22 protein-coding genes and 1 pseudogene are annotated in these 21427 nt (G+C 55.0%); 18 read left to right on the forward strand and 5 right to left on the reverse strand.

Going from position 1 to position 21427, the window contains the following annotated elements; translation table 11 throughout:
• Positions 1-61: 61 nt before the first annotated feature.
• Positions 62-1270 (reverse strand): multidrug efflux MFS transporter MdtH, encoded by a 1209-nt coding sequence (mdtH, locus tag RW65_RS17340; protein ID WP_039058055.1) that lies wholly within the window; start codon positions 1268-1270, stop codon positions 62-64.
• A 237-nt stretch (positions 1271-1507) separates the two neighbouring features.
• On the opposite strand from mdtH, the gene rimJ reads away from it, so the two are divergent.
• From rimJ to murJ, 4 genes are all read left to right on the forward strand, one after another.
• Entirely contained in the window at positions 1508-2095 is a 588-nt protein-coding gene (gene rimJ, locus RW65_RS17345; RefSeq protein WP_039058056.1) for a ribosomal protein S5-alanine N-acetyltransferase, read from the forward strand.
• A 9-nt stretch (positions 2096-2104) separates the two neighbouring features.
• Positions 2105-2752, forward strand: a complete 648-nt coding sequence (locus RW65_RS17350) for a YceH family protein (protein ID WP_039058057.1) — start codon at positions 2105-2107, stop codon at positions 2750-2752.
• A gap of 2 nt (positions 2753-2754) precedes the next feature.
• A complete protein-coding gene (locus RW65_RS17355; protein WP_039058058.1) occupies positions 2755-3678 on the forward strand; it encodes a Gfo/Idh/MocA family protein in 924 nt (307 codons plus the stop codon).
• A gap of 252 nt (positions 3679-3930) precedes the next feature.
• Complete coding sequence (gene murJ, locus RW65_RS17360) at positions 3931-5469, forward strand: murein biosynthesis integral membrane protein MurJ (protein WP_039058060.1); 1539 nt, start codon at positions 3931-3933, stop codon at positions 5467-5469.
• Positions 5470-5520: 51 nt separating this feature from the next.
• Here murJ and flgN read toward each other — a convergent pair whose 3' ends face one another.
• From flgN to flgA, 3 genes are all read right to left on the reverse strand, one after another.
• Entirely contained in the window at positions 5521-5943 is a 423-nt protein-coding gene (gene flgN, locus RW65_RS17365; protein WP_039058061.1) for a flagella biosynthesis chaperone FlgN, read from the reverse strand.
• Between the two features lie 4 nt (positions 5944-5947).
• Positions 5948-6241 carry a flagellar biosynthesis anti-sigma factor FlgM gene (gene flgM, locus RW65_RS17370; protein WP_039058062.1) on the reverse strand — a complete coding sequence of 98 codons (294 nt, stop codon included), beginning with the start codon at positions 6239-6241 and terminating at the stop codon, positions 5948-5950.
• Between the two features lie 93 nt (positions 6242-6334).
• The gene (flgA, locus tag RW65_RS17375) at positions 6335-6994 is read right to left on the reverse strand and encodes a flagellar basal body P-ring formation chaperone FlgA (protein WP_039058063.1); all 660 of its coding nucleotides are present in this window, start codon (positions 6992-6994) and stop codon (positions 6335-6337) included.
• A gap of 157 nt (positions 6995-7151) precedes the next feature.
• On the opposite strand from flgA, the gene flgB reads away from it, so the two are divergent.
• From flgB to RW65_RS17440, 13 genes and pseudogenes are all read left to right on the forward strand, one after another.
• Positions 7152-7568 carry a flagellar basal body rod protein FlgB gene (flgB, locus tag RW65_RS17380; protein ID WP_039058064.1) on the forward strand — a complete coding sequence of 139 codons (417 nt, stop codon included), beginning with the start codon at positions 7152-7154 and terminating at the stop codon, positions 7566-7568.
• 4 nt (positions 7569-7572) lie between these two features.
• On the forward strand, positions 7573-7977 hold the full coding sequence (gene flgC / locus RW65_RS17385) for a flagellar basal body rod protein FlgC (protein ID WP_039058065.1): 405 nt from the start codon (positions 7573-7575) through the stop codon (positions 7975-7977).
• An 11-nt stretch (positions 7978-7988) separates the two neighbouring features.
• On the forward strand, positions 7989-8678 hold the full coding sequence (gene flgD / locus RW65_RS17390; protein ID WP_039058066.1) for a flagellar hook assembly protein FlgD: 690 nt from the start codon (positions 7989-7991) through the stop codon (positions 8676-8678).
• 26 nt (positions 8679-8704) lie between these two features.
• Entirely contained in the window at positions 8705-9982 is a 1278-nt protein-coding gene (gene flgE, locus RW65_RS17395) for a flagellar hook protein FlgE (RefSeq protein ID WP_039058067.1), read from the forward strand.
• Between the two features lie 20 nt (positions 9983-10002).
• On the forward strand, positions 10003-10758 hold the full coding sequence (locus RW65_RS17400; protein WP_039058068.1) for a flagellar basal body rod protein FlgF: 756 nt from the start codon (positions 10003-10005) through the stop codon (positions 10756-10758).
• A gap of 16 nt (positions 10759-10774) precedes the next feature.
• The gene (gene flgG / locus RW65_RS17405; RefSeq protein WP_039058069.1) at positions 10775-11557 is read left to right on the forward strand and encodes a flagellar basal-body rod protein FlgG; all 783 of its coding nucleotides are present in this window, start codon (positions 10775-10777) and stop codon (positions 11555-11557) included.
• A 57-nt stretch (positions 11558-11614) separates the two neighbouring features.
• Positions 11615-12313 carry a flagellar basal body L-ring protein FlgH gene (flgH, locus tag RW65_RS17410; RefSeq protein ID WP_082022464.1) on the forward strand — a complete coding sequence of 233 codons (699 nt, stop codon included), beginning with the start codon at positions 11615-11617 and terminating at the stop codon, positions 12311-12313.
• Between the two features lie 12 nt (positions 12314-12325).
• Positions 12326-13423 carry a flagellar basal body P-ring protein FlgI gene (locus tag RW65_RS17415; protein WP_039058071.1) on the forward strand — a complete coding sequence of 366 codons (1098 nt, stop codon included), beginning with the start codon at positions 12326-12328 and terminating at the stop codon, positions 13421-13423.
• A complete protein-coding gene (gene flgJ / locus RW65_RS17420; RefSeq protein WP_039058072.1) occupies positions 13423-14379 on the forward strand; it encodes a flagellar assembly peptidoglycan hydrolase FlgJ in 957 nt (318 codons plus the stop codon). Before RW65_RS17415 ends, flgJ begins: the two co-directional genes overlap by 1 nt.
• Before the next feature lie 75 nt (positions 14380-14454).
• Positions 14455-16104: a flagellar hook-associated protein FlgK gene (gene flgK / locus RW65_RS17425; protein ID WP_039058073.1), complete on the forward strand. Its 1650-nt coding sequence runs from the start codon at positions 14455-14457 to the stop codon at positions 16102-16104.
• A 14-nt stretch (positions 16105-16118) separates the two neighbouring features.
• Positions 16119-17087, forward strand: a complete 969-nt coding sequence (gene flgL / locus RW65_RS17430) for a flagellar hook-associated protein FlgL (protein WP_039058074.1) — start codon at positions 16119-16121, stop codon at positions 17085-17087.
• 638 nt (positions 17088-17725) lie between these two features.
• Positions 17726-18429: pseudogene (locus tag RW65_RS17435) on the forward strand (hypothetical protein).
• Positions 18426-18854 (forward strand): hypothetical protein, encoded by a 429-nt coding sequence (locus RW65_RS17440; protein ID WP_039058075.1) that lies wholly within the window; start codon positions 18426-18428, stop codon positions 18852-18854. The pseudogene RW65_RS17435 and the gene RW65_RS17440 overlap by 4 nt, the downstream one beginning before the upstream one ends.
• Positions 18855-19119: 265 nt before the next feature.
• Here RW65_RS17440 and RW65_RS17445 read toward each other — a convergent pair whose 3' ends face one another.
• Positions 19120-20325, reverse strand: coding sequence for an MFS transporter (locus tag RW65_RS17445; protein WP_039058076.1), 1206 nt, complete (start codon positions 20323-20325; stop codon positions 19120-19122).
• 124 nt (positions 20326-20449) lie between these two features.
• On the opposite strand from RW65_RS17445, the gene RW65_RS17450 reads away from it, so the two are divergent.
• Entirely contained in the window at positions 20450-21388 is a 939-nt protein-coding gene (locus RW65_RS17450; protein WP_039058077.1) for a LysR family transcriptional regulator, read from the forward strand.
• The last annotated feature ends 39 nt before the right edge of the window (positions 21389-21427 follow it).

Consider the following 21427-nt stretch of genomic DNA (forward strand, 5'->3'; position numbering starts at 1 on the left):
CTCCTCCAGACTGACTTATCCATCAATCATCAGTATGGAGGAGGGGAACGCCCGGTGCAAATCAGGCGCCAGGCTCCAGTATTGTCGGGTGCACACGCTTGTGGCTGAACTGCCACAGCAGCGCCATCGAGGTCATCATGCCGATAGCGCCGAGCATCATCCACGGCAGTTCCGGCTGATGAAAGGCTTTGCCGGCATCAAACAGCCAGCCGCCGCCCGCATAACCCAGCGCACCGCCGAAAGCCAGCCCCAGACGGCTAAAGCCCATATAGCTGCCGCGCGCTCGGGCATCCGCCAGCTCCGCGCTTAAGGTTTCCCGCGCAGGTTCGGCAATAATCGAGCCGATATAAAACGTGCAAATCAGCGTGAACAGCTGTTGCAATGTACCGACCATACCCACCGGCAGCAGGCTTAATGACATCACCAGCAGGCCCGCCATCAGGCGGTGTTCGAGGCGAAAACGTTTTTCACTCCAGCGGGCAATCGGGTACAACAGCGTCAGGGAGAGACAGGCTTCGATGGCGTACATCCATTTCACCGCCGCCGCTGAACCGGCAATATCATTGACCATAATCGGCAGCATCAACATCACCTGTACGGCCAGCATGTAGTAACCGGTAAGCGTCAGAACGTAGGTGACAAAGCGTTTATCGCGCACTACGCGAGCCAGCCCTTCACGCACCGGGGTTTTTACCGTCGACAGTTTCCACGCCGGCAGCAGCCAGGCGTTAAACGCCGCGCAGAGGATAAACAGTAACGCGCCCGTCGCACACACCAGGCGAAAATCATATTGCAGCAGCCAACTGCCAAGTAGCGCGCCGATCACCGCGCCCGCGCTGTCCTGCATCATCAACAGGGAAAAGAAACGGCTGCGTTGCCGCGGCCGCACCAGTTTTACCACCAGCGCGGAACGCGGCGGATCGAACAGCGTGCCGCCCAGCCCCGAGAGAATACAGGAGAGCCATAAAAGCCAGGGCTCATGGGCCACCGCCATTGCGGCAAATCCCCCGGCGCGCATCAGCATCCCGGTGACGATGAGCGGCTTAGCGCCGAAACGGTCGGCAATTGCGCCGCCAAAAATACCTAAGCCCTGCTGAATAAACTGACGCAAGCCGAGGGCAATGCCGACCATCAAGGCGGCCCAGCCGAGCTGGTCGACAAAGCGAATGGAAATCAGGGGAAAGACCACGAAAAAGCCGAGAACTACCAGCATATTATCGACAAGCAGGAAATATTTACCCAGGCTCCTTGCCTGCGATATGCGCGCCATTTCCCCTCCGGGAAATAAGATTGATAAGACTTCCTTATTCTGCGGCTTCGTCAGAGCTTTGCCCATCGTAACGGTGACAATATTTTTTTATCAAAATCAGCGTTTGATTGAGACTTTTCATCGAAATTGGTCTTTGACGCAGAAAATGCCATGCTGCTGTTTTCACACAGCGGCAGAGCAACTGTATAGTAAAGGTAAGGGGTTAAAAGAGTGGTAAAACGGAAGGAGTGGTAATGCATGTTTGGCTATCGCAGTAACGTGCCGAAAGTACGCTTAGTGACAGACCGGTTGGTGGTTCGCCTGGTGCACGAGCGTGACGCCTGGCGACTGGCGGATTATTACGCCGAGAATCGTCAGTATTTAAAACCCTGGGAACCGGTGCGCGATGAAAGCCATTGTTATCCTTCCGGCTGGCAGGCGCGCCTTGGCATGATCAATGAGTTTCATAAGCAGGGAACGGCCTTCTACTTTGCGCTGCTCGATCCGGACGAGAAAGAGATTATGGGCGTGGCGAATTTCTCTAACGTCGTGCGCGGCTCGTTTCATGCCTGTTATCTCGGCTATTCCATTGGCGAAAAGTGGCAGGGGCAGGGATTAATGTTTGAAGCGTTGACCTCGGCGCTTCGCTATATGCAGCGCAGTCAGCATATGCACCGTATTATGGCAAACTATATGCCGCACAATAAACGCAGCGGTGATTTACTGGCGAGACTGGGCTTTGAAAAGGAGGGCTATGCTAAATCCTATCTGCTCATTGATGGACAGTGGCGCGATCACGTCCTTACCGCATTAACCACCGAGGAGTGGACTCCCCCCGGTCGCTAAGGAGCTTTGATGAAGTATCAATTAACCGCCGTAGAGGCGAGGGTGATTGGCTGTTTACTGGAAAAGCAGGTCACTACGCCGGAGCAATATCCGCTCTCTATCAACGGCGTTGTCACCGCTTGTAATCAAAAGACCAACCGTGAACCGGTGATGAACCTCAGCGAACCAGAGGTGCAGGCGGTACTGGATGAGCTGGTGAAACGCCACTATCTGCGCACGGTTAGCGGTTTTGGTAACCGGGTGACGAAATATGAGCAGCGCTTTTGTAATTCCGAATTTGGCGATCTTAAGCTCACCCCGGCCGAGGTGGCGCTCATCGCCACGCTGTTGCTGCGCGGTCCGCAAACGCCGGGTGAGTTGCGCACCCGCGCTGAAAGGATGCATCTCTTCGCGGATATGAGTGAAGTAGAAAGCGCGTTAGAACAGCTGGCAACGCGCGAGGATGGCCCATATGTGGTCCGTCTGCCCCGCGAGCCGGGTAAACGCGAAAGCCGTTTTATGCATCTGTTCAGCGGCGATGTACAGACGCAGGCGATCGTTGTCGAAGCGGTGAGCGCGCCGGAGCACGCGCTCGTGGCGCGCGTTGAGGCGCTGGAAGACGAAGTGGCAGAACTGAAGCAGCGTCTGGATTCGCTGCTGGCACACCTGGGAGAGTAACCATGACAACATTACGTATTGGTGTGGTTGGACTGGGCGGTATCGCGCAGAAAGCCTGGCTGCCGGTGTTAGGCGCGGCGACAGACTGGACGCTCACCGCGGCCTGGTCACCGACGCGGGAAAAGGCGCTGCGTATCTGCGAAAGCTGGCGCATTCCTTATGCCGATTCGCTGGCGTCGTTGGCTTCTCAGTGTGATGCGGTGTTTGTTCATACTTCGACGGCCTCGCATTATGCGGTGGTCAGCGAACTGCTTAACCTCGGCGTGCATATCTGCGTCGATAAACCGCTGGCGGAAAACGTACAGGATGCGGAGCGGCTGATTGAACTGGCGGCGCGCAAGAAACTGTCGCTTATGGTCGGTTTCAACCGACGGTTCTCCCCACTGTATCGCGAGCTGAAACAGCAGATGCCGCAGGCGGCCTCGCTGCGGATGGATAAACACCGTACCGACAGCGTGGGGCCGCACGATCTGCGCTTTACCCTGCTTGATGATTACCTGCACGTGGTGGATACCGCGCTATGGCTGGCAGGCGGTGCGGCGCAGTTAAAAAGCGGCACGCTGCACACCAATGACGACGGCGAGATGATTTATGCCGAGCACCATTTCAGTACCGGCAATCTGCAGATCACCACCAGTATGCACCGTCGGGCAGGCAGCCAGCGGGAGTGGATCCAGGCGGTGACCGATGGCGGGCTGTTCGACATCACCGATATGCGTGAGTGGCGCGAAGAGCGCGGGCAGGGCATCGTCGCCCGTCCGGTTGCGAGCTGGCAGAGCGTGCTGGAGCAGCGCGGGTTTGCTGGCTGCGCACGCCATTTTATTGAATGCGTACAAAATCAGACGGTTCCGGAAACCAGCGGTGAACAAGCGATCCTCGCTCAGCGAGTGGTCGAAAAACTCTGGCGCGAGGCCATCAGCGAATAATAGCCGGTAACAACTGGCGATAGTAATTCGCCTTTTTCTCTGTAGACTAACAGCCTCTTGAACCGGGCGTATATTGTTGCCGTCAATTTGGCCAGCGACAGCGCGGAGCAACCGAAGCGTACAGCCCGTACGTGAGGATTGTCAGCGCTGCCGGGCGTCAAAATGATCATCAATAGCCTGATGGGATTGGCTCTAGCGCTTCGCTGTACATCAACGCCTGCATTGCAGGCGTTGTGTCTTATGGAAATCAGAATGAATCTCTTAAAATCGCTGGCGGCTGTCAGCTCCATGACGATGTTTTCACGCGTGCTGGGTTTTGCGCGCGATGCCATTGTGGCAAGGGTATTTGGCGCAGGAATGGCGACGGATGCCTTTTTTGTGGCGTTTAAATTGCCCAATTTGCTGCGCAGGATCTTCGCCGAGGGCGCATTTTCGCAGGCGTTTGTACCAATCCTCGCCGAGTATAAAAGTAAGCAGGGTGAAGACGCGACGCGGGTTTTTGTGTCGTATGTCTGTGGGTTGCTAACCCTGGTGCTGGCGATTGTGACGGTTGCCGGGATGCTGGCGGCACCGTGGGTGATCCTCGTTACCGCACCGGGGTTTGCCGATACGGCGGATAAATTTAACTTAACCTCCCAGCTGCTGCGCATTACCTTCCCGTATATCTTGCTTATTTCGCTGGCCTCGCTGGCCGGGGCGATTCTTAATACGTGGAACCGCTTCTCGGTACCGGCCTTTGCGCCCACCTTCTTAAATGTCAGCATGATTGGTTTTGCCCTGTTTGCCGCCCCTTATTTCCATCCGCCGGTACTGGCGCTGGCGTGGGCGGTAACGGTCGGTGGTGTCTTGCAACTGGTGTATCAACTGCCACATTTGAAGAAAATTGGCATGCTGGTGCTACCGCGCATTAACCTTAAAGATGCTGGCGCGATGCGGGTAATCAAACAGATGGGACCGGCGATACTTGGGGTTTCGGTCAGTCAAATCTCCCTCATCATTAACACTATTTTCGCCTCGTTCCTGGTCTCCGGATCCGTATCCTGGATGTACTATGCCGACCGGCTGATGGAGTTCCCGTCCGGCGTGCTTGGCGTGGCGCTGGGGACAATCCTGTTGCCGTCGCTGTCGAAAAGCTTTGCCAGCGGCAACCATGATGAGTATTGCCGCTTAATGGACTGGGGGCTGCGGCTCTGTTTTCTGCTGGCGCTGCCGAGCGCAGTGGCGCTTGGCATTCTGGCGAAACCGCTGACCGTCTCGCTGTTCCAGTACGGGAAATTTACCGCCCACGACGCGCTAATGACACAACATGCCCTGATTGCATACTCCGTCGGGCTGATGGGGCTAATTGTGGTCAAAGTACTGGCACCGGGTTTCTATTCGCGGCAGGACATTAAAACGCCGGTAAAAATCGCCATTGTTACCCTGATTTTGACGCAGGTAATGAACCTTGCGTTTATTGGCCCGCTGAAACATGCCGGCTTATCACTGTCGATTGGACTGGCGGCGTGTTTGAATGCCAGCCTGCTTTACTGGCAGCTGCGCAAACAACAGATTTTCACGCCGCAACCTGGCTGGGCGCGCTTCCTGCTGCGTTTAGTGATTGCTGTCGTGGTGATGGCGGCGGCGCTTGTGGGCATGCTTTATGTGATGCCGGAGTGGTCAACGGGCACGATGCCGTATCGACTGCTGCGCTTAATGGCGGTGGTGCTGATTGGGGTGATAGCTTATTTCGCGACGCTTGCGCTACTGGGCTTTAAAGTGAAAGAGTTCGCGCGCAGGACCACGGCGTAACAGAAAAGCAAAATGCCAGGGCGTTATCCCTGGCAAAAAAAATAGGTTTACTTAAATGGAGATTTTCTTTCCGCCGCGACTGCCGTAAGCGGTCTGGCCGTTGGCACCGTAAAGCTGAGGTTCCTGGTGGGGCCTCAGAACTTCCAGCGCCTGCTTGTTACGCGCAATCTGCCCTTCCAGCAGCCATCCATTGTGCTGGTTAAGGTCGCGCAAATGCTGCGTTTTCTGCGTAATCGTCTGCCAACGATCGGCGACATCGTCGTTTGCGCTGTGCGGCTCTTTTTGCGTCGAACGACGCTGCTGCTCCAGGTAATCGAGCGTCGCGAGCAATGAGCTTTTTTCTTCCGTAATACGTTGTAGCGCGCTGCCATTGATATGGCCTACGGAAAGCTGTTTTTGCTCAGTATCCATCACGTCTTTCAGTGCGCTCAGGATAACTGTCATTTGATCAAGGATGTCTGACAGTCGATTCATACTGTTATTTACTCTGTAAGTAACTCTGCGCTTCATCAATCAGGGCATCGGCGATTTTGCCGGTGTCCATCTTCAGTTCACCGTTACGAATCGCCGTTTTCAGTTTTTCCACGCGATCCATATTGATGTCATTCGCACCCGCTTGCATCAGCTTGGTTTGCGCGCCGCTGAGGGTGACGCTGGTGCTGTTTGCCGTCGCTGCTTTTTCCACACGCGTTTTCTGCGTTTGGGTATCGCTGGTTTCACGCTGTTGAACAGTGCTAACCGGTTTCAGTGACGATGTACGATCAATACTCATAGTGTTTTCCTCATCGAGGTATCACGGCGTTTTGGCCAGATATCTTTAGTCGTTGCTTATTTATCGGCAGCCGACATGATTTCTTTAAAAAGATTATAGGTTAATCAGAATATTCCCATCAGCGTTCACTATACCGCTGACAATCTGCCCTGAAGCCATGCGTACACGGGCGTTTTGCGCCACCGCTGCATTGTTCATGGCCTGACCTTCGCCGTTCACACTAAAGCCATCACCCGACGCCACAACCTGTACACGCTGACCCGCTTTTACCCGCCACGCCTGGCGCAGCATCGACAGTTGAATCGCCTGTCCGGGAGCGAGATCGCGCAAACTGACCGCATCCTGCGCCTGGGTAATATCCAGCATCGTTCTCGGCGGCAACTGATCGAGACGGCCGCGCTGTAACGTCACGCTACCGGGCTGCAAAGTGCTGCCGCGTGCGACGTTTTGCGCAGCCACTACGTAGTTGCCGGTCGCCTGAACAATAACCTGCAAATAGCGCTTCTCACCCGCGCAATTCGCCAGCACGTTCAGGTTTCCCCACAGTTTAGCATTACCGAGTACGCTCAGCGCGGGCTGGTCGCATTTGGGCAGCTGGTTTTGCGGGGTGCGTATATTTACCACTACCTCATCGCTAAAGCCAGCAAGACGTTGAGCAAAAAATGACGTCAGCTGCGCCTGTAAATCCGCAGCATGGGTAAAGGTGGCTAATAACAGTAAGGTCGCGGCTAAACCGCCTTTCAACGTGTTCATCGCAGACTCCTGCCTGTTGATTGGATGCGGAGATTTTAACCGCACAGCGAATCTATCAACGCAATAAATAGCGACGCATTTTGCCCTTATTCCAACGATAAGTTTGACGGCAGGGATTTAAGCTGTTGGCTAAATAATTGTCATCAGTGGGGGAGACATGCTCGATAAACTCGATGCCGCACTTCGTTTCCAGCAAGAGGCGCTGAACCTGAGCGCTCAGCGTCAGGAAATTCTGTCGGCTAACATCGCCAACGCCGATACCCCAGGGTATCAGGCACGCGATATCGATTTCGCCAGCGAATTAAAAAAAGTCATGGAGCGGGGTCGTGCTGAAGGTAGCGGCGTTTCGTTGGCCCTGACCTCTTCGCGCCATATTCCGGCGCAGGCGATGACCGCACCGTCTACGGATCTGCTGTACCGCATTCCCGATCAGCCGTCTATGGATGGCAACACCGTGGATATGGATCGTGAACGTACGCAGTTCGCCGACAACAGCGTCAAATACCAGACCGGTTTAACCGTGCTGGGTGGGCAGATCAAAAGCATGATGACTGTTCTGCAACAGGGGAACTAAGTAAATGGCATTGCTGAATATTTTTGATGTCGCAGGCTCCGCGCTGACCGCGCAGTCCAAACGTTTGAACGTCGCCGCCAGTAACCTGGCGAACGCCGACAGCGTCACCGGACCCGACGGCCAGCCGTATCGCGCCAAGCAGGTGGTGTTCCAGGTAGATGCTGCGCCCGGACAGGCGACCGGCGGCGTGAAAGTGGCTGATGTGGTGGAAAGCCAGGCACCGGACAAACTGGTTTACGAACCGGGTAACCCGCTGGCCGATGCCAGTGGCTACGTCAAGATGCCAAACGTTGATGTGGTCGGCGAGATGGTGAACACCATGTCCGCGTCCCGCAGCTATCAGGCAAACGTTGAAGTGCTTAATACCGTTAAGAGCATGATGCTCAAAACCCTCACGCTCGGCCAGTAAAGGAGACGCGCATGTCTATCGCCGTAAGATTGGATGACCCGACCAGTACCGGTGCATCCTCATCGACCAGCAAAACCAGCACTACCAGCGCGACGGGGACCAACAGCGCCTCCGACCTGCAGGGGAGCTTTTTAACCCTTCTGGTTGCGCAGCTGAAAAACCAGGATCCCACCAACCCGCTGCAAAATAACGAATTGACCACGCAGCTTGCGCAAATCAGCACCGTCAGCGGGATTGAAAAACTGAACACCACGCTGGGTTCGATTTCCGGCCAGATCGACAACAGCCAGTCGCTGCAGGCGACGAGCCTGATCGGTCATGGCGTGATGATCCCAGGGCAAACCGTGCTGGTAGGTAAAGAAACAAGCACCCCGTTTGGCGTTGAACTGACTCAGGCCGCTGACAAAGTGACCGCCACCGTGACCGACAAAAGCGGCACCGTGGTACGCACTATGGATATCGGCGGCTTAACAGCTGGCGTCCACACCTTTAGCTGGGACGGCAAACAAACAGATGGAACGGCGGCACCGGATGGCTCTTATAAAGTCACTATTGCTGCCAGCTCCGGTGCAACACAGCTGGTTGCGCAACCGCTGCAGTTTGCGATGGTGCAAGGTGTGACCCGCGGCGACAAAGGTAGCACCCTGGATTTAGGTACCTACGGTACCACCACACTCGACGAAGTACGGCAGATTATCTAAGCCAAAACACTTATCAGGAGTAAGTCATGGCCTTTTCACAAGCGGTCAGCGGCCTGAATGCTGCGGCCACCAACCTCGATGTCATTGGTAACAACATTGCCAACTCCGCCACCTATGGCTTTAAGTCCGGATCTGCGTCCTTCGCCGATATGTTTGCCGGTTCTAAAGTAGGTCTTGGCGTAAAAGTGGCAGGGATCACTCAGGACTTCGCCGATGGCACAACGACCAACACCGGTCGTGGTCTGGACGTGGCGATCAGCCAAAACGGTTTCTTTCGTATGACCGACAGCAACGGTTCTGTTTACTACAGCCGTAACGGTCAGTTCAAACTCGACGAAAACCGCAACCTGGTCAACATGCAGGGTATGCAGGTCACGGGTTATCCGGTAGCCGGTACGCCGCCAGCGGTGCTGACCGGTGCGAACCCGACGGCAATTACCATCCCGAATACCGTGATGTCCGCCCGTGCGACCACGACGGCGACCATGCCGATGAACCTGAACTCGACGGCCAGCATCCCAACGACAACACCGTTCAATCCGGCTAACTCGGACAGCTATAACAAGAAAACCACCATCACTTCGTACGATAGCCTGGGTAACGAACACGCTATATATAGTTATTTTGTGAAAACCGCCGCTAATACATGGGATGTCTACACCCAGGACTCCAGCGTAGCCGGTGCGAACTATCAAAAAGCAGCCCAGATGTCCTTCAGCTCTAACGGTACCCTCTCTTCGGTGACCAACTATAACGAAGTGCTGCCTGCGACCAACCCGCGTACCTGGACTCTGGCCGCAACGCCGAATGCCCAGCCGCAGATCGACATCGCGCTGCAGAGCCTGAACGGTTCCGCGGCCAGCAGCTACTCCCTGAGTTTCCTGAACTCGATGCAGCAGAACACCGGTAGCAGCGGCGCGGTCTCCGTCGATCAGGATGGTTTCCCGCCAGGATCGCTGGTGAGCTATGCCATCAACGATGACGGTACCGTGGTGGGTAGCTACTCGAACGAAAAAACGCAGCTGCTGGGGCAGATCGTGCTGGCGAACTTTGCCAACAATGAAGGCCTGAAATCTGAAGGGAACAACGTCTGGTCTTCGACGACCTCTTCCGGCGTTGCGCTGCTTGGTACGGCGGGTTCCGGTAACTTCGGTAAGCTGACGAACGGTGCGCTGGAAGCATCAAACGTGGATCTGAGTAAAGAACTGGTCAATATGATCGTCGCGCAGCGTAACTATCAGTCGAACGCGCAGACCATCAAAACCCAGGATCAGATCCTCAACACGCTGGTTAACCTGCGTTAATTGTCTGACGGGATGGCTTAATGGATCACGCAATATATACCGCGATGGGCGCTGCCAGCCAGACGCTGAATCAGCAGGCTGTCACCGCCAGCAACCTCGCAAACGCCTCCACGCCCGGTTTTCGCGCGCAGCTCAACGCGCTGCGCGCGGTGCCGGTACAAGGCCTGTCGCTGCCGACCCGTACGCTGGTGGTGGCATCTACCCCCGGTGCCGATATGACACCGGGTCAACTGGATTACACTTCGCGCCCGCTTGACGTTGCGCTGCAGCAGGACGGCTGGCTGGCGGTGCAGACGGCGGACGGCACCGAAGGGTATACCCGAAACGGTAATATCCAGGTGACGCCGACGGGGCAGTTGACCATTCAGGGGCATCCGGTAATGGGCGACGGCGGTCCGATTTCGGTGCCGGAAGGTTCGCAAATCACCATTGCCGCTGACGGCACTATCTCTGCGCTGACCCCTGGCGACCCGGCGAACACTATCGCCCCGGTCGGTAAGCTGAAGCTGGTGAAGGCGAATGCGCAGGAAGTGGTACGTGGCGATGACGGCTTTTTCCGTCTGAACCAGACCGCTCAAGCAACGCGCGGTACGACATTGCAGGACGATCCTACAATCCGTGTAATGTCCGGCGTGCTGGAAGGCAGTAACGTCAAGCCGGTCGAAGCGATGACCGACATGATCGCCAGCGCCCGTCGTTTCGAAATGCAGATGAAAGTTATCAGCAACGTCGACGACAACGCGCAGCGCGCCAACCAATTGCTGTCAATGGGCTAATTAAACAGGACTACATATGATCAGTTCATTATGGATCGCAAAAACCGGCCTCGACGCTCAACAAACCAATATGGATGTCATCGCCAACAACCTGGCGAACGTCAGTACCAACGGGTTTAAGCGTCAACGCGCGGTATTTGAAGATTTGCTCTACCAGACTATTCGTCAGCCTGGTGCGCAATCCTCTGCGCAGACAAACCTGCCATCGGGTTTGCAGATTGGTACCGGTGTGCGCCCTGTCGCCACCGAGCGTCTGCATAGCCAGGGCAACCTGTCACAAACCAACAACAGTAAAGATGTGGCAATCAAAGGGCAGGGCTTCTTTGAAGTGCTGCTGCCGGACGGCACTTCCGCCTATACCCGCGACGGTTCTTTCCAGGTTGATCAGAACGGCCAACTGGTAACGGCGGGTGGTTTCCAGGTGCAGCCGGCGATTACCATTCCGGCGAACACGCTGAGCATCACCATCGGTCGCGACGGTGTGGTTAGCGTGACACAGCAGGGCAATGCCGCACCGGTTCAGGTTGGTCAGCTCAACCTGACTACCTTTATGAACGACACCGGTCTGGAAAGTCTCGGTGAAAACCTGTACGCAGAAACCCAGTCATCAGGCGCGCCAAACTCCACGACGCCGGGGCTGAACGGTGCGGGGATGCTGTATCAGGGGTTTGTGGAAACCTCAAACGTAAACGTTGCCGAAGAACTGGTGAATATGATCCAGGTTCAGCGCGCTTACGAAATAAACAGTAAAGCAGTATCGACCACCGATCAGATGCTGCAAAAACTGACGCAACTCTAAGGCGTTATCCGGTGCGGTAAATGCCGCACCGGAACCCTGATTTCGAAGATGAATGCAATGCAAAAATACGCCGTGCGCAGCTATCCGATTGTGACTTTAGTGGTACTCACCCTGACGGGATGTGCCTGGGTTCCATCAACACCGCTGGTTCAGGGAGCGACCACCGCTCAACCGATTCCGGGACCGGTGCCGGTGGTCAATGGCTCGATTTATCAAACTGCGCAGCCGATCAATTACGGCTATCAGCCGCTGTTTGAAGATCGCCGTCCACGTAACGTGGGCGATACCTTGACGATTGTGCTGCAGGAAAACGTCAGCGCAAGCAAGAGTTCGTCGGCTAACGCCAGCCGCGACAGCAAGGCTAAATTCGGCATGGATACCACGCCGCGCTACCTCGAAGGTCTGTTCGGTAATGCCAAAGCCGATATTGAAGCGTCCGGCGGCAACAACTTTAACGGCAAAGGCGGCGCCAATGCCAGCAACACCTTTAGCGGCACGTTGACCGTTACGGTCGATCAGGTGCTGATCAATGGCAATTTACATGTGGTGGGTGAAAAACAGATCGCCATCAACCAGGGCACTGAATTCATCCGCTTCTCGGGGGTTGTGAACCCACGCACTATCAGCGGCAGCAACACCGTACCGTCCACCCAGGTGGCGGACGCGCGTATCGAGTATGTCGGCAACGGCTATATCAACGAAGCGCAGAATATGGGCTGGCTGCAACGTTTCTTCCTCAACTTATCGCCGATGTAACCGGGGTGAATTATGTTTAAGATTTTGACTGGCATCGTGTTAGCGCTGGTGGCGACTTTCGCCCAGGCTGACCGTATCCGGGATCTCACCAGTGTACAGGGCGTACGTGAAAACTCCTTAATTGGCTATGGACTGGTGGTGGGCCTGGACGGTACAGGCGACCAGACCACCCAGACGCCATTTACCACACAAACCTTAAATAACATGTTGTCGCAGATGGGGATCACCGTTCCTACCGGCACCAATATGCAGTTAAAGAACGTGGCGGCGGTAATGGTAACCGCGCAGTTCCCGGCCTTTGCCCGCCAGGGGCAAACCATCGATGTGGTGGTTTCCTCGATGGGTAACGCGAAAAGCCTGCGCGGCGGTACGCTGCTGATGACGCCGCTGAAAGGCGTCGATAGCCAGGTCTACGCGTTGGCGCAGGGTAACATTCTGGTCGGCGGCGCGGGCGCGTCCGCCGGCGGTAGCAGCGTGCAGGTCAACCAGCTTAACGGTGGCCGCATCACCAACGGCGCGGTAATTGAGCGCGAGCTGCCGACCCAGTTCGGCGCAGGTAACACCCTTAACCTGCAGTTGAATCAGGAAGACTTCACCATGGCACAGCAAATCGCCGATACCATTAACCGCAATCGCGGCTATGGCAGCGCTACCGCGCTGGATGCGCGTACCGTACAGGTGCGTGTTTCCAGCGGCAGCAGCTCGCAGGTGCGTTTACTGGCCGATATTCAGAATATGGAAGTGGGCGTTACCCAGCAGGATGCGAAAGTGATTATCAATTCGCGTACCGGCTCGGTGGTAATGAACCGCGAAGTGGCGCTGGATAACTGTGCTATTGCTCAGGGCAACCTGTCGGTGACGGTCAGCCAGCAGGCGAACGTCAGCCAGCCGAATACGCCATTTGGCGGCGGCCAAACGGTGGTCACGCCACAAACACAAATCGATTTACGCCAGAGCGGCGGCTCGCTGCAAAGCGTGCGCTCCAGCGCCAACCTCAATAGCGTAGTGCGCGCACTCAACGCTCTTGGCGCCTCGCCGATGGAACTGATGTCCATTCTGCAGGCGATGCAAACCGCAGGCTGCCTGCGTGCGAAAGTGGAGGTCATCTAATGCTGACGGATAGCCGATTGTTGAACAGCGCGGCATGGGACGCGCAATCATTGAATGAACTGAAGTCGCAAACCCGACAGGATCCCGGCGCGAACCTGCGCCCGGTGGCCCGTCAGATGGAAGGGATGTTCGTGCAAATGATGCTGAAAAGCATGCGCGAAGCCCTGCCGAAGGACGGGATTTTCAGCAGTGATTCAACGCGGCTATACACCAGTATGTATGATCAACAAATTGCCCAACAGATGACGGCCGGTAAGGGTCTGGGGCTGGCGGATATGATGGTGAAACAGATGGCCGGCGATCAAACGCCGGTCGACCCTGCCGATCAGATGCAGCAGGTGCCGATGAAGCTCCCGCTGGAAACCGTCACCAGTTATCAAAATCAGGCGCTGACGCAGCTGGTACGTAAAGCGATGCCTAAAGCGCCGGACGACAGCGACGAGCCGTTAACCGGCGACAGCAAAGACTTCCTGGCGCAGCTCTCTCTGCCCGCGCGGCTTGCCAGCCAGCAGAGCGGTGTACCGCACCATCTTATTCTGGCGCAAGCGGCGCTGGAATCCGGCTGGGGCCAGCGGCAGATCCCGCGTGAAAACGGTGAGCCGAGCTTTAACATTTTTGGTGTGAAAGCCACTCCCGGCTGGAAAGGGCCGACCACGGAAATCACCACCACGGAATATGAGAACGGTGAAGCGGTAAAAGTGAAAGCTAAATTCCGCGTCTACAGCTCCTATCTGGAAGCGCTTTCTGATTACGTCGGCATGCTGACGCGCAATAAACGCTATGCGGCGGTCACCACCGCTGCGACGGCGGAGCAGGGCGCACAGGCATTGCAGAATGCGGGTTACGCCACCGATCCACACTACGCGCGTAAGTTAACAAGCATGATCCAGCAGCTCAAATCGATGGGCGAAAAAGTCAGCAAAGCGTATAGCACGGATACACAAAATCTGTTCTGAAAGCACTCAAGTTTCCTCCTGGGTTGCCGATAATTATCAACAGGACTCATGTCTGAAAGTGTATAAGGAACCTCCATGTCCAGTTTGATTAATAGCGCCATGAGCGGGCTTGGCGCCGCTCAGGCCGCGCTAAGTACCGCCAGTAATAACATCGCCAGTTATAACGTCGCGGGCTATACCCGCCAGACCACGGTGTTGACTGCGGGCAACAGTACCCTGACCGGCGGCGGCTGGGTTGGCAATGGTGTAGTCGTTTCCGGCGTTCAGCGTGAGTATGACGCCTTTATTACCAATCAGCTGCGTGCGGCAGAAAACCAGAACAGCGGTCTGACCACGCGCTATCAGCAGATGTCAAAAATTGACGATGTGCTGTCAGATACTACCCACTCGCTGTCGACCAGCCTGCAGAGTTTCTTCTCCAGCATGCAAACGCTGGTGAGTAACGCTTCTGACCCGTCATCACGTCAGGCGTTGCTGGGTAAGGCTGATGGGCTGGTAAACCAGTTCAAGGTGGCCGATCAGTATCTGCGCGATCAGGATAAACAGGTTAATCTGTCCATCTCCTCAAGTGTTGACCAGATCAACAACTACTCGTCGCAGATTGCCAACCTTAACGAACAAATTTCTCGTCTCACCGCAGTAGGTGGCGGCTCGTCGCCGAACGACCTGCTCGATCAGCGCGATCAGTTAGTCAGCCAGTTGAACAAAATCGTTGGCGTGGAAGTGAACGTCCAGGACGGTAACACCTATAACATCAGCATGGGTGACGGTTACACGCTGGTTCAGGGCGGCGATGCGCGCCAGCTGGCCGCGGTGCAGTCCAGTGCTGATCCGGCACGTACCGCCGTGGCGTACGTTGATAAAATTGCCGGTAATATTGAGATCCCGGAAAAGCAGATCACCACCGGTTCACTGGGCGGGCTGCTGACGTTCCGTTCACAGGATCTGGATCTGGCGCGCAATAAGCTTGGACAAATGGCGCAGAGCTTTGCGGATTCGTTTAACAAGCAACATACCCAGGGGTATGACGCCAATGGCGATCAAGGCGGCCAGTTCTTTACCATCGGTGCGCCTTCCACCACCAGCAACAGCAAAAATACCGGCGATGCGGTGCTAACAGCCTCCGTGACCACCAGTTCTGCGGTGCAGGCGACTGACTACAAAGTCGCCTTTGACGGTACCAACTGGAATGTGACCCGCCTGTCCAATAACACCTCTTTCGCCGTGACGCCGGATACCACCGACGGTTCGTTGAATTTCGACGGTCTGAAGGTGAGCATCAGCGGAACCACCGGCGCGAAAGCCAACGACAGTTTTACCGTTCGTCCGGTTAGCAACGCGATCGTCAATATGAGCGTGGCAGTAACGGATGAATCGAAAATCGCCATGGCTGCTGTCGCCAACGCCGGTGCGAGCGATAACCGCAACGGCCAGGCGATGTTGAACCTGCAAAGTGCCAAAGTCGTTGGCGGCAACAAAACCTTTAACGACGCCTATGCCACGCTGGTAAGCGATGTAGGTAACAAAACCTCAACGCTGAAAACCAGCACTACCACGCAGACCAACGTTGTCACGCAGTTGACCAAGCAACAGCAGTCGATCTCCGGGGTTAACCTTGATGAAGAGTACGGCAACCTGCAGCGTTATCAGCAATATTACCTGGCGAATGCTCAGGTTTTACAGACTGCGGGCACGCTGTTTAACGCGCTGTTGGGAATTCGTTAAGTAAGAGGTGAGTGATGCGTATCAGCACACAGATGATGTATGACCAAAGCATGCGCGGCGTGACCAACTCACAGAGTAAGTGGTTGGACTACGGTCAGCAGATGTCGACGGGGCAGAAAGTTAACCGCCCGTCCGACGACCCGATTGCCGCGTCGCAGGCAGTCGTGATTTCTCAGGCGCAGGCGCAGAACGATCAGTATGCGACAGCGCGTACCTTTGCCACGCAGAAAGTGTCGCTGGAAGAGAGTGTGTTGCAGCAGGTGACGACGGCGATTACCGGCGCGCAGGGAACCATTGTTAAAGCAGGTAACGGTGCGTTGAGTGATGATGACCGTGCATCTTTGGCGACCGAATTGCAGGGCTATCGCGATCAGTTGTTGAACCTGGCGAACAGTACCGACGGTAACGGGCGCTACATTTTTGCCGGCTATAAGACACAAAGCGCGCCGTATAATGCCAGTGGCGTCTACAGCGGCGGCAACCAGGCGATTTCTCAGCAGGTTGATGCCTCGCGTACCATGGTTATTGCTCATACGGGCGATGAGGTGTTTAACCACATCAGCAGTAATGCGACGCTGGAACCTATTGATCCTGCGACCAACCTGCCGGGCACGCCGGAAACCAATCTGTTCAAAATGCTGGATACGGCCATTACCGCCCTGAAAAATCCGGTCGCAGGTAATGAAACCGCGCAGGCGGCGGCACGCGCGGTGATTGATAAAACCAGCCGTGGCCTCGGCAACTCCCTCAACAACGTCTCGACGGTACGTGCTGAACTGGGTACGCAGTTGAACGAGCTGGACACGCTGGATGCTCTCGGTGATGACCGCGGGGTCGCGCTGAAGCAGCAGAAGAGCGAATTGATTGATGTGGACTGGAACTCGGTGATTTCGTCTTATACTATGCAACAAGCTGCGCTGCAGGCGTCCTACAAAGCATTTACCGATATGCAGGGCCTGTCGTTGTTCCAGATGAATCGATAACATTTTCATTTTGGGCATGTCTTGAAACTGGGCATGTTCGCTATGCCCGCTCCATCACTCCGGAGCGGGCTTTTTTTTTACCGGGGAATGCGTTTTTATCTTCCCGGATAACGAGCTTGCAACCGGTTGAAGAGCTTGCATCACAGCCTGCGCTACCAAAGCTGAAGACATAGCCAGTACCGTAATTTATCCCTTAAGCGCCTTTTCTGAACGCATTATCATTTCTACATCGACAACAAATACATCTCTATTATGAATTTCTAACGTTTTCTGTTAGTTAAGCAGCCATGCGCCAACTTTCCATTTTTAAGGAAAATGGCATTGTATTCGGTGAGGTAAGAATCGCCGAAAACAAGCAATCCTTCTGGATGATGATATAACGCCTCTACTTTGCCGCCAGGCTACACGCCCAGCAGGGGCATTAACGTCATTATCCTGCGAAAAAAAGCACTGCGATGGGGCGAGGAACTGTCTGTTTGCTAAAGCGGGGGGGTATTTTCCAATGCGCATTAAACAGATTACCACCGTGCAAAGTATTGAAGAGGTTGTGACATAGATCGACGTATAACCGTTACTTAAGTTCATAAGCCAAATGATAGAATTTGATAAGTAACTGACTTTACGGAGGGAAGTTAGGAATGAGTAAAAGAAAGGACATCATCGATGGCAAACTCGCCGCTAGCGCTAACGGTGGGTTAGTTTATACCGAAGTTCTCGGGTGGGTTGATTTAGGCCATGCGCGAGGGAAGGACATTAGAGACATACTAGAAAAAATTCGAAAGGGGGAGGCTTCAGGAGATGAATATTACGATATAACCTATTCTCAAGGGATGACCACGCCTGGAGGATTTATGCGCTCGGGTAAGGTCATCACATGGAGAATCCGTCGCGGGCGCCCATTTTGGGAGCAGAAGAGTATTGCACTTGCGATGATGATGACCGCTGCAAAACGCTTCGAAGCATTCCAGGGTTCATTTCCTTATAATTTCGTCACTGATAGTGGTTATAGCGGTGAAGATCTGGTGTCTGACTTACTTGGGTTTTATCGCGTAGCCTCAACCCCTCACCCTTTTCCAATATTACGTCCTGTAAGTAAGCAGGAGGCACTGAAACGGTGGGATTATTACGGCCCAATCGGCTCTTTCAAGTAACTGAATTCATCCCTTTGCTCTTTCCTGATCCTGAAAAATTTCCAAAGGCTAAGCCGCGTAAGGGCATTCTGCCTGCTTTCATGCGGACCATTGTCCCCTATAATGATTTTCTTTCAGGTAACGTGATTTTGCCGCGGCGCGACAAAACTTTTATGGTATTCGGCACCAGTAATGGCAGGATGGGATTATGAGAAAAAAAATCTCCTATATCCTCGCAGCGGCGGTGGTATGTTGCGCAGCAATAGCCTATGTCTGGCCAATTGCAAAAATGGAATTTGCCAGCAGCGCCTACTATACGCAGGATGATAAGCGAGAGTATGACTATTATACGCCTGACTTGCTCAAAGATATGCCGCGTATATCAGAAAGGTATTCCTTTCAGTACATGAACATAAGCGGGCCTCAAGCTTTCGTTTACGGTATCAAGTTTGAAGATGCTCAGGACACCACAAAGGTTCGCGATTACCTTGCATCGGCTGGCTATAAACCTCAAGAGAAGTGTGATCTAGAGGCTGAATGCTGGAAGGCTGGATTGACTAATGACACTGTCACCGTCGCCAGGATTACTTCCCCTGATACCGTGTTAGTGCAAATTTATCGCAGCTCTTACAATTGATAGCCTCCATCTTTGATTCCCTGGAAAGTGATCACTATCCGGGGAGTCAACTCACAAAATTTCATTTTTTATAAGCCAGGTATTTGCCTGGCGAGATGGGGGAAGATAGTCGACATGAACATGCGGATTTAATGTTGCTTCCGCCCATCTCGTTACCTCAATCCATATTACTTATGTCATTTACTACTGGACTGAATAGTTGTAAACGTAGCCCGGCTGGCGCTGTTTTCAGAGGAGAGCAAATCCGCGCTGAGCTTTTTTTGCCTTACGCTTTCTGTGCCGCACGCTGTAACTGACGCGCATCGAACAGCCGAATCAGCAGGGCAATCAAACCCGATACGCTGGCCAGCATCACCACACCCTGCCATGAAGCGATTGAGTAAAGTTTACTGCCGAGCGCCGAGCCGAGCGCCATACCAATAAACACGCCGGTAAATAGCAGGGCGTTCAGACGTCCTCGCGCTTGCGGTTCCAGCCCGTAGACCAGGTTCTGGTGCGCCACCAGGCTCGATTGCAGACCCAGGTCAAAACCCACCGCGGAGAGCGCAATCAGTATCAGCTGACCGTGGGGCGGCAACACCGGCAACAGGAACATTAGGGCAAAAGAGACGGTCACCAGACCTGCGCCTAACTGTGTGACTTTTTCCGCGCCCACTCTATCCGCCAGTCCGCCTGCCAGCGGTGCCGCTAAGGCCCCTGCAGCACCGGCGATACCGAAAGTCCCCGCTACCGCGCTGCCTAACTGGTATTTTTCCAGCAGCATCAGCGCAAGGGTGGACCAGAAGGCGCTAAAGGCGATGGATAAAAAGCCCTGGGCGAATGCGGCGCGGCGCAGCGTCGGGTAGCGTTGCCACAGGTGCACCAGCGTTTTCATCAGCGCCGGGTAACTCAGCGTCGAGTGCGTGGCGAAACGCGGCAGTACCGACCACATCAACACGCCAATCAGCGCAATACTGACAGCGGCCAACTGATACATGATGCGCCAGCCGAACGCCGCGCCGACAAAGCCGCTCACGGTTCGCGAGAGCAGAATACCGAGCAGCAGGCCGGTCATCACCGTGCCGACCATTTTCCCCTGCTTACCTTCCGGGGCGAGGATCGCGGCGGCGGGGACAATATCCTGCGCCATCGTCGCCGCCATTCCTATCAACAAACTGACGATTAACAGGGAAGGCAAATGCGCGGTCAGGCTACAGACCAGCAGCAATAATGCCAGCGCGGCGCTTTTCACCAGGATCAGGCGGCGACGGTCATGGCGATCGCCCAGCGGCAGCAGAAACAAAATACCCAACGCATAACCGGCCTGGGTCAGCGTCGGCACTAGCCCCATCCCGTTAATGGTTAAATGTAGATCGCTGCCCATCAACGGCAGCAACGGCTGTGAGTAATAGATTGCCGCGACGCTGAATCCGGCACCGAGGGCGAGGGCGAAAATAACCCAGCTAACGGCTTTTGATGAGAGAGGGTTCATAGTAGGTTTCCCGCAACGTTTGGTGTGATTAACAAAGTGAAGCCATTTTTACCCGGCGGGACATAGCGCGGTAGCCGGCGAAGTGGTAAAACGGTTATACGTTAAACGTATAGGCAATAATTTTATGAAGCGGCAAGAGCGTATAGACCGGGTGGATCTGATGCGCACCTTTATTCGTATCGTTGAGGCGGGATCGCTATCGGCGGCGGCCAGGCAGCTGGAGACTACCCAGGCGACGGTTAGCCGCCGTTTGCAGTCGCTGGAGGCGCTGCTCGGCGCTAAGCTACTGCTGCGCACCACCCACGCCATGAAGCTGACGGATGATGGTGAACGTTGCTATCAACACGCAAAGCGGGTCACCGATGCCTGGATGGCGCTGGAGGATGAGCTGAACCAGTCCGATGACGAGCCGGTAGGGATTTTACGCGTTCGCGCGCCCCATGCCTTTGGTCAGGAGCAACTCCTCGTGCCGCTGGCAGAGTTTCTGGAACGGCATCCGCAGCTCTCCGTCGAGTGGATGCTCAATGATAAACATGTCGATTTCCTCAGTGCCAATATCGATTGTGCCATTCGCGTTGGCGCAGAAGTGGATCCGGCCACGGTGTCGGTACTGCTGGCGGAAGTGCCCAGAAGTCTGGTTGCTTCGCCGACGCTGCTGGCGCGTTTCCCCGTCGTTGAGACACCGCAGCAGCTCTCCGCGCTACCGTGGATTGCGCTGAACACCTTTTACCAGCATGAAATCAATCTTACCGATGTAAACAGCGGGGAGAGCGCGCAGGTGGCTATCGCGCCGCGACTCTATACGGACAGCCTGTATGCGGCGCGTAATACCGCCCTTGCGGGATTAGGTGTGACGCTGATTTCCAGTTGGGCTGTGGAAGAAGAGTTACGCAGCGGCAAACTGATTGCGCTATTGCCACAGTGGCAGGCCGCGCCGCTGCCTGTTCATCTGGTCTATCCGTGGGCGCGTTACTATCCGGCGCGACTGCGTAAATTTTTGCAACTGATGCGTGAAGTGATGCCGGGGCTCGGCGGCATGCGCCAGCCGGTGCGCCAGGCATAAAAAAGCCGACCCGAAGGTCGGCTGGTTTTTACTGTCCGT

The sequence above is a fragment of the Enterobacter sp. Bisph1 genome (genome assembly GCF_000814905.1).
Classification (GTDB): Bacteria; Pseudomonadota; Gammaproteobacteria; order Enterobacterales; family Enterobacteriaceae; genus Kosakonia.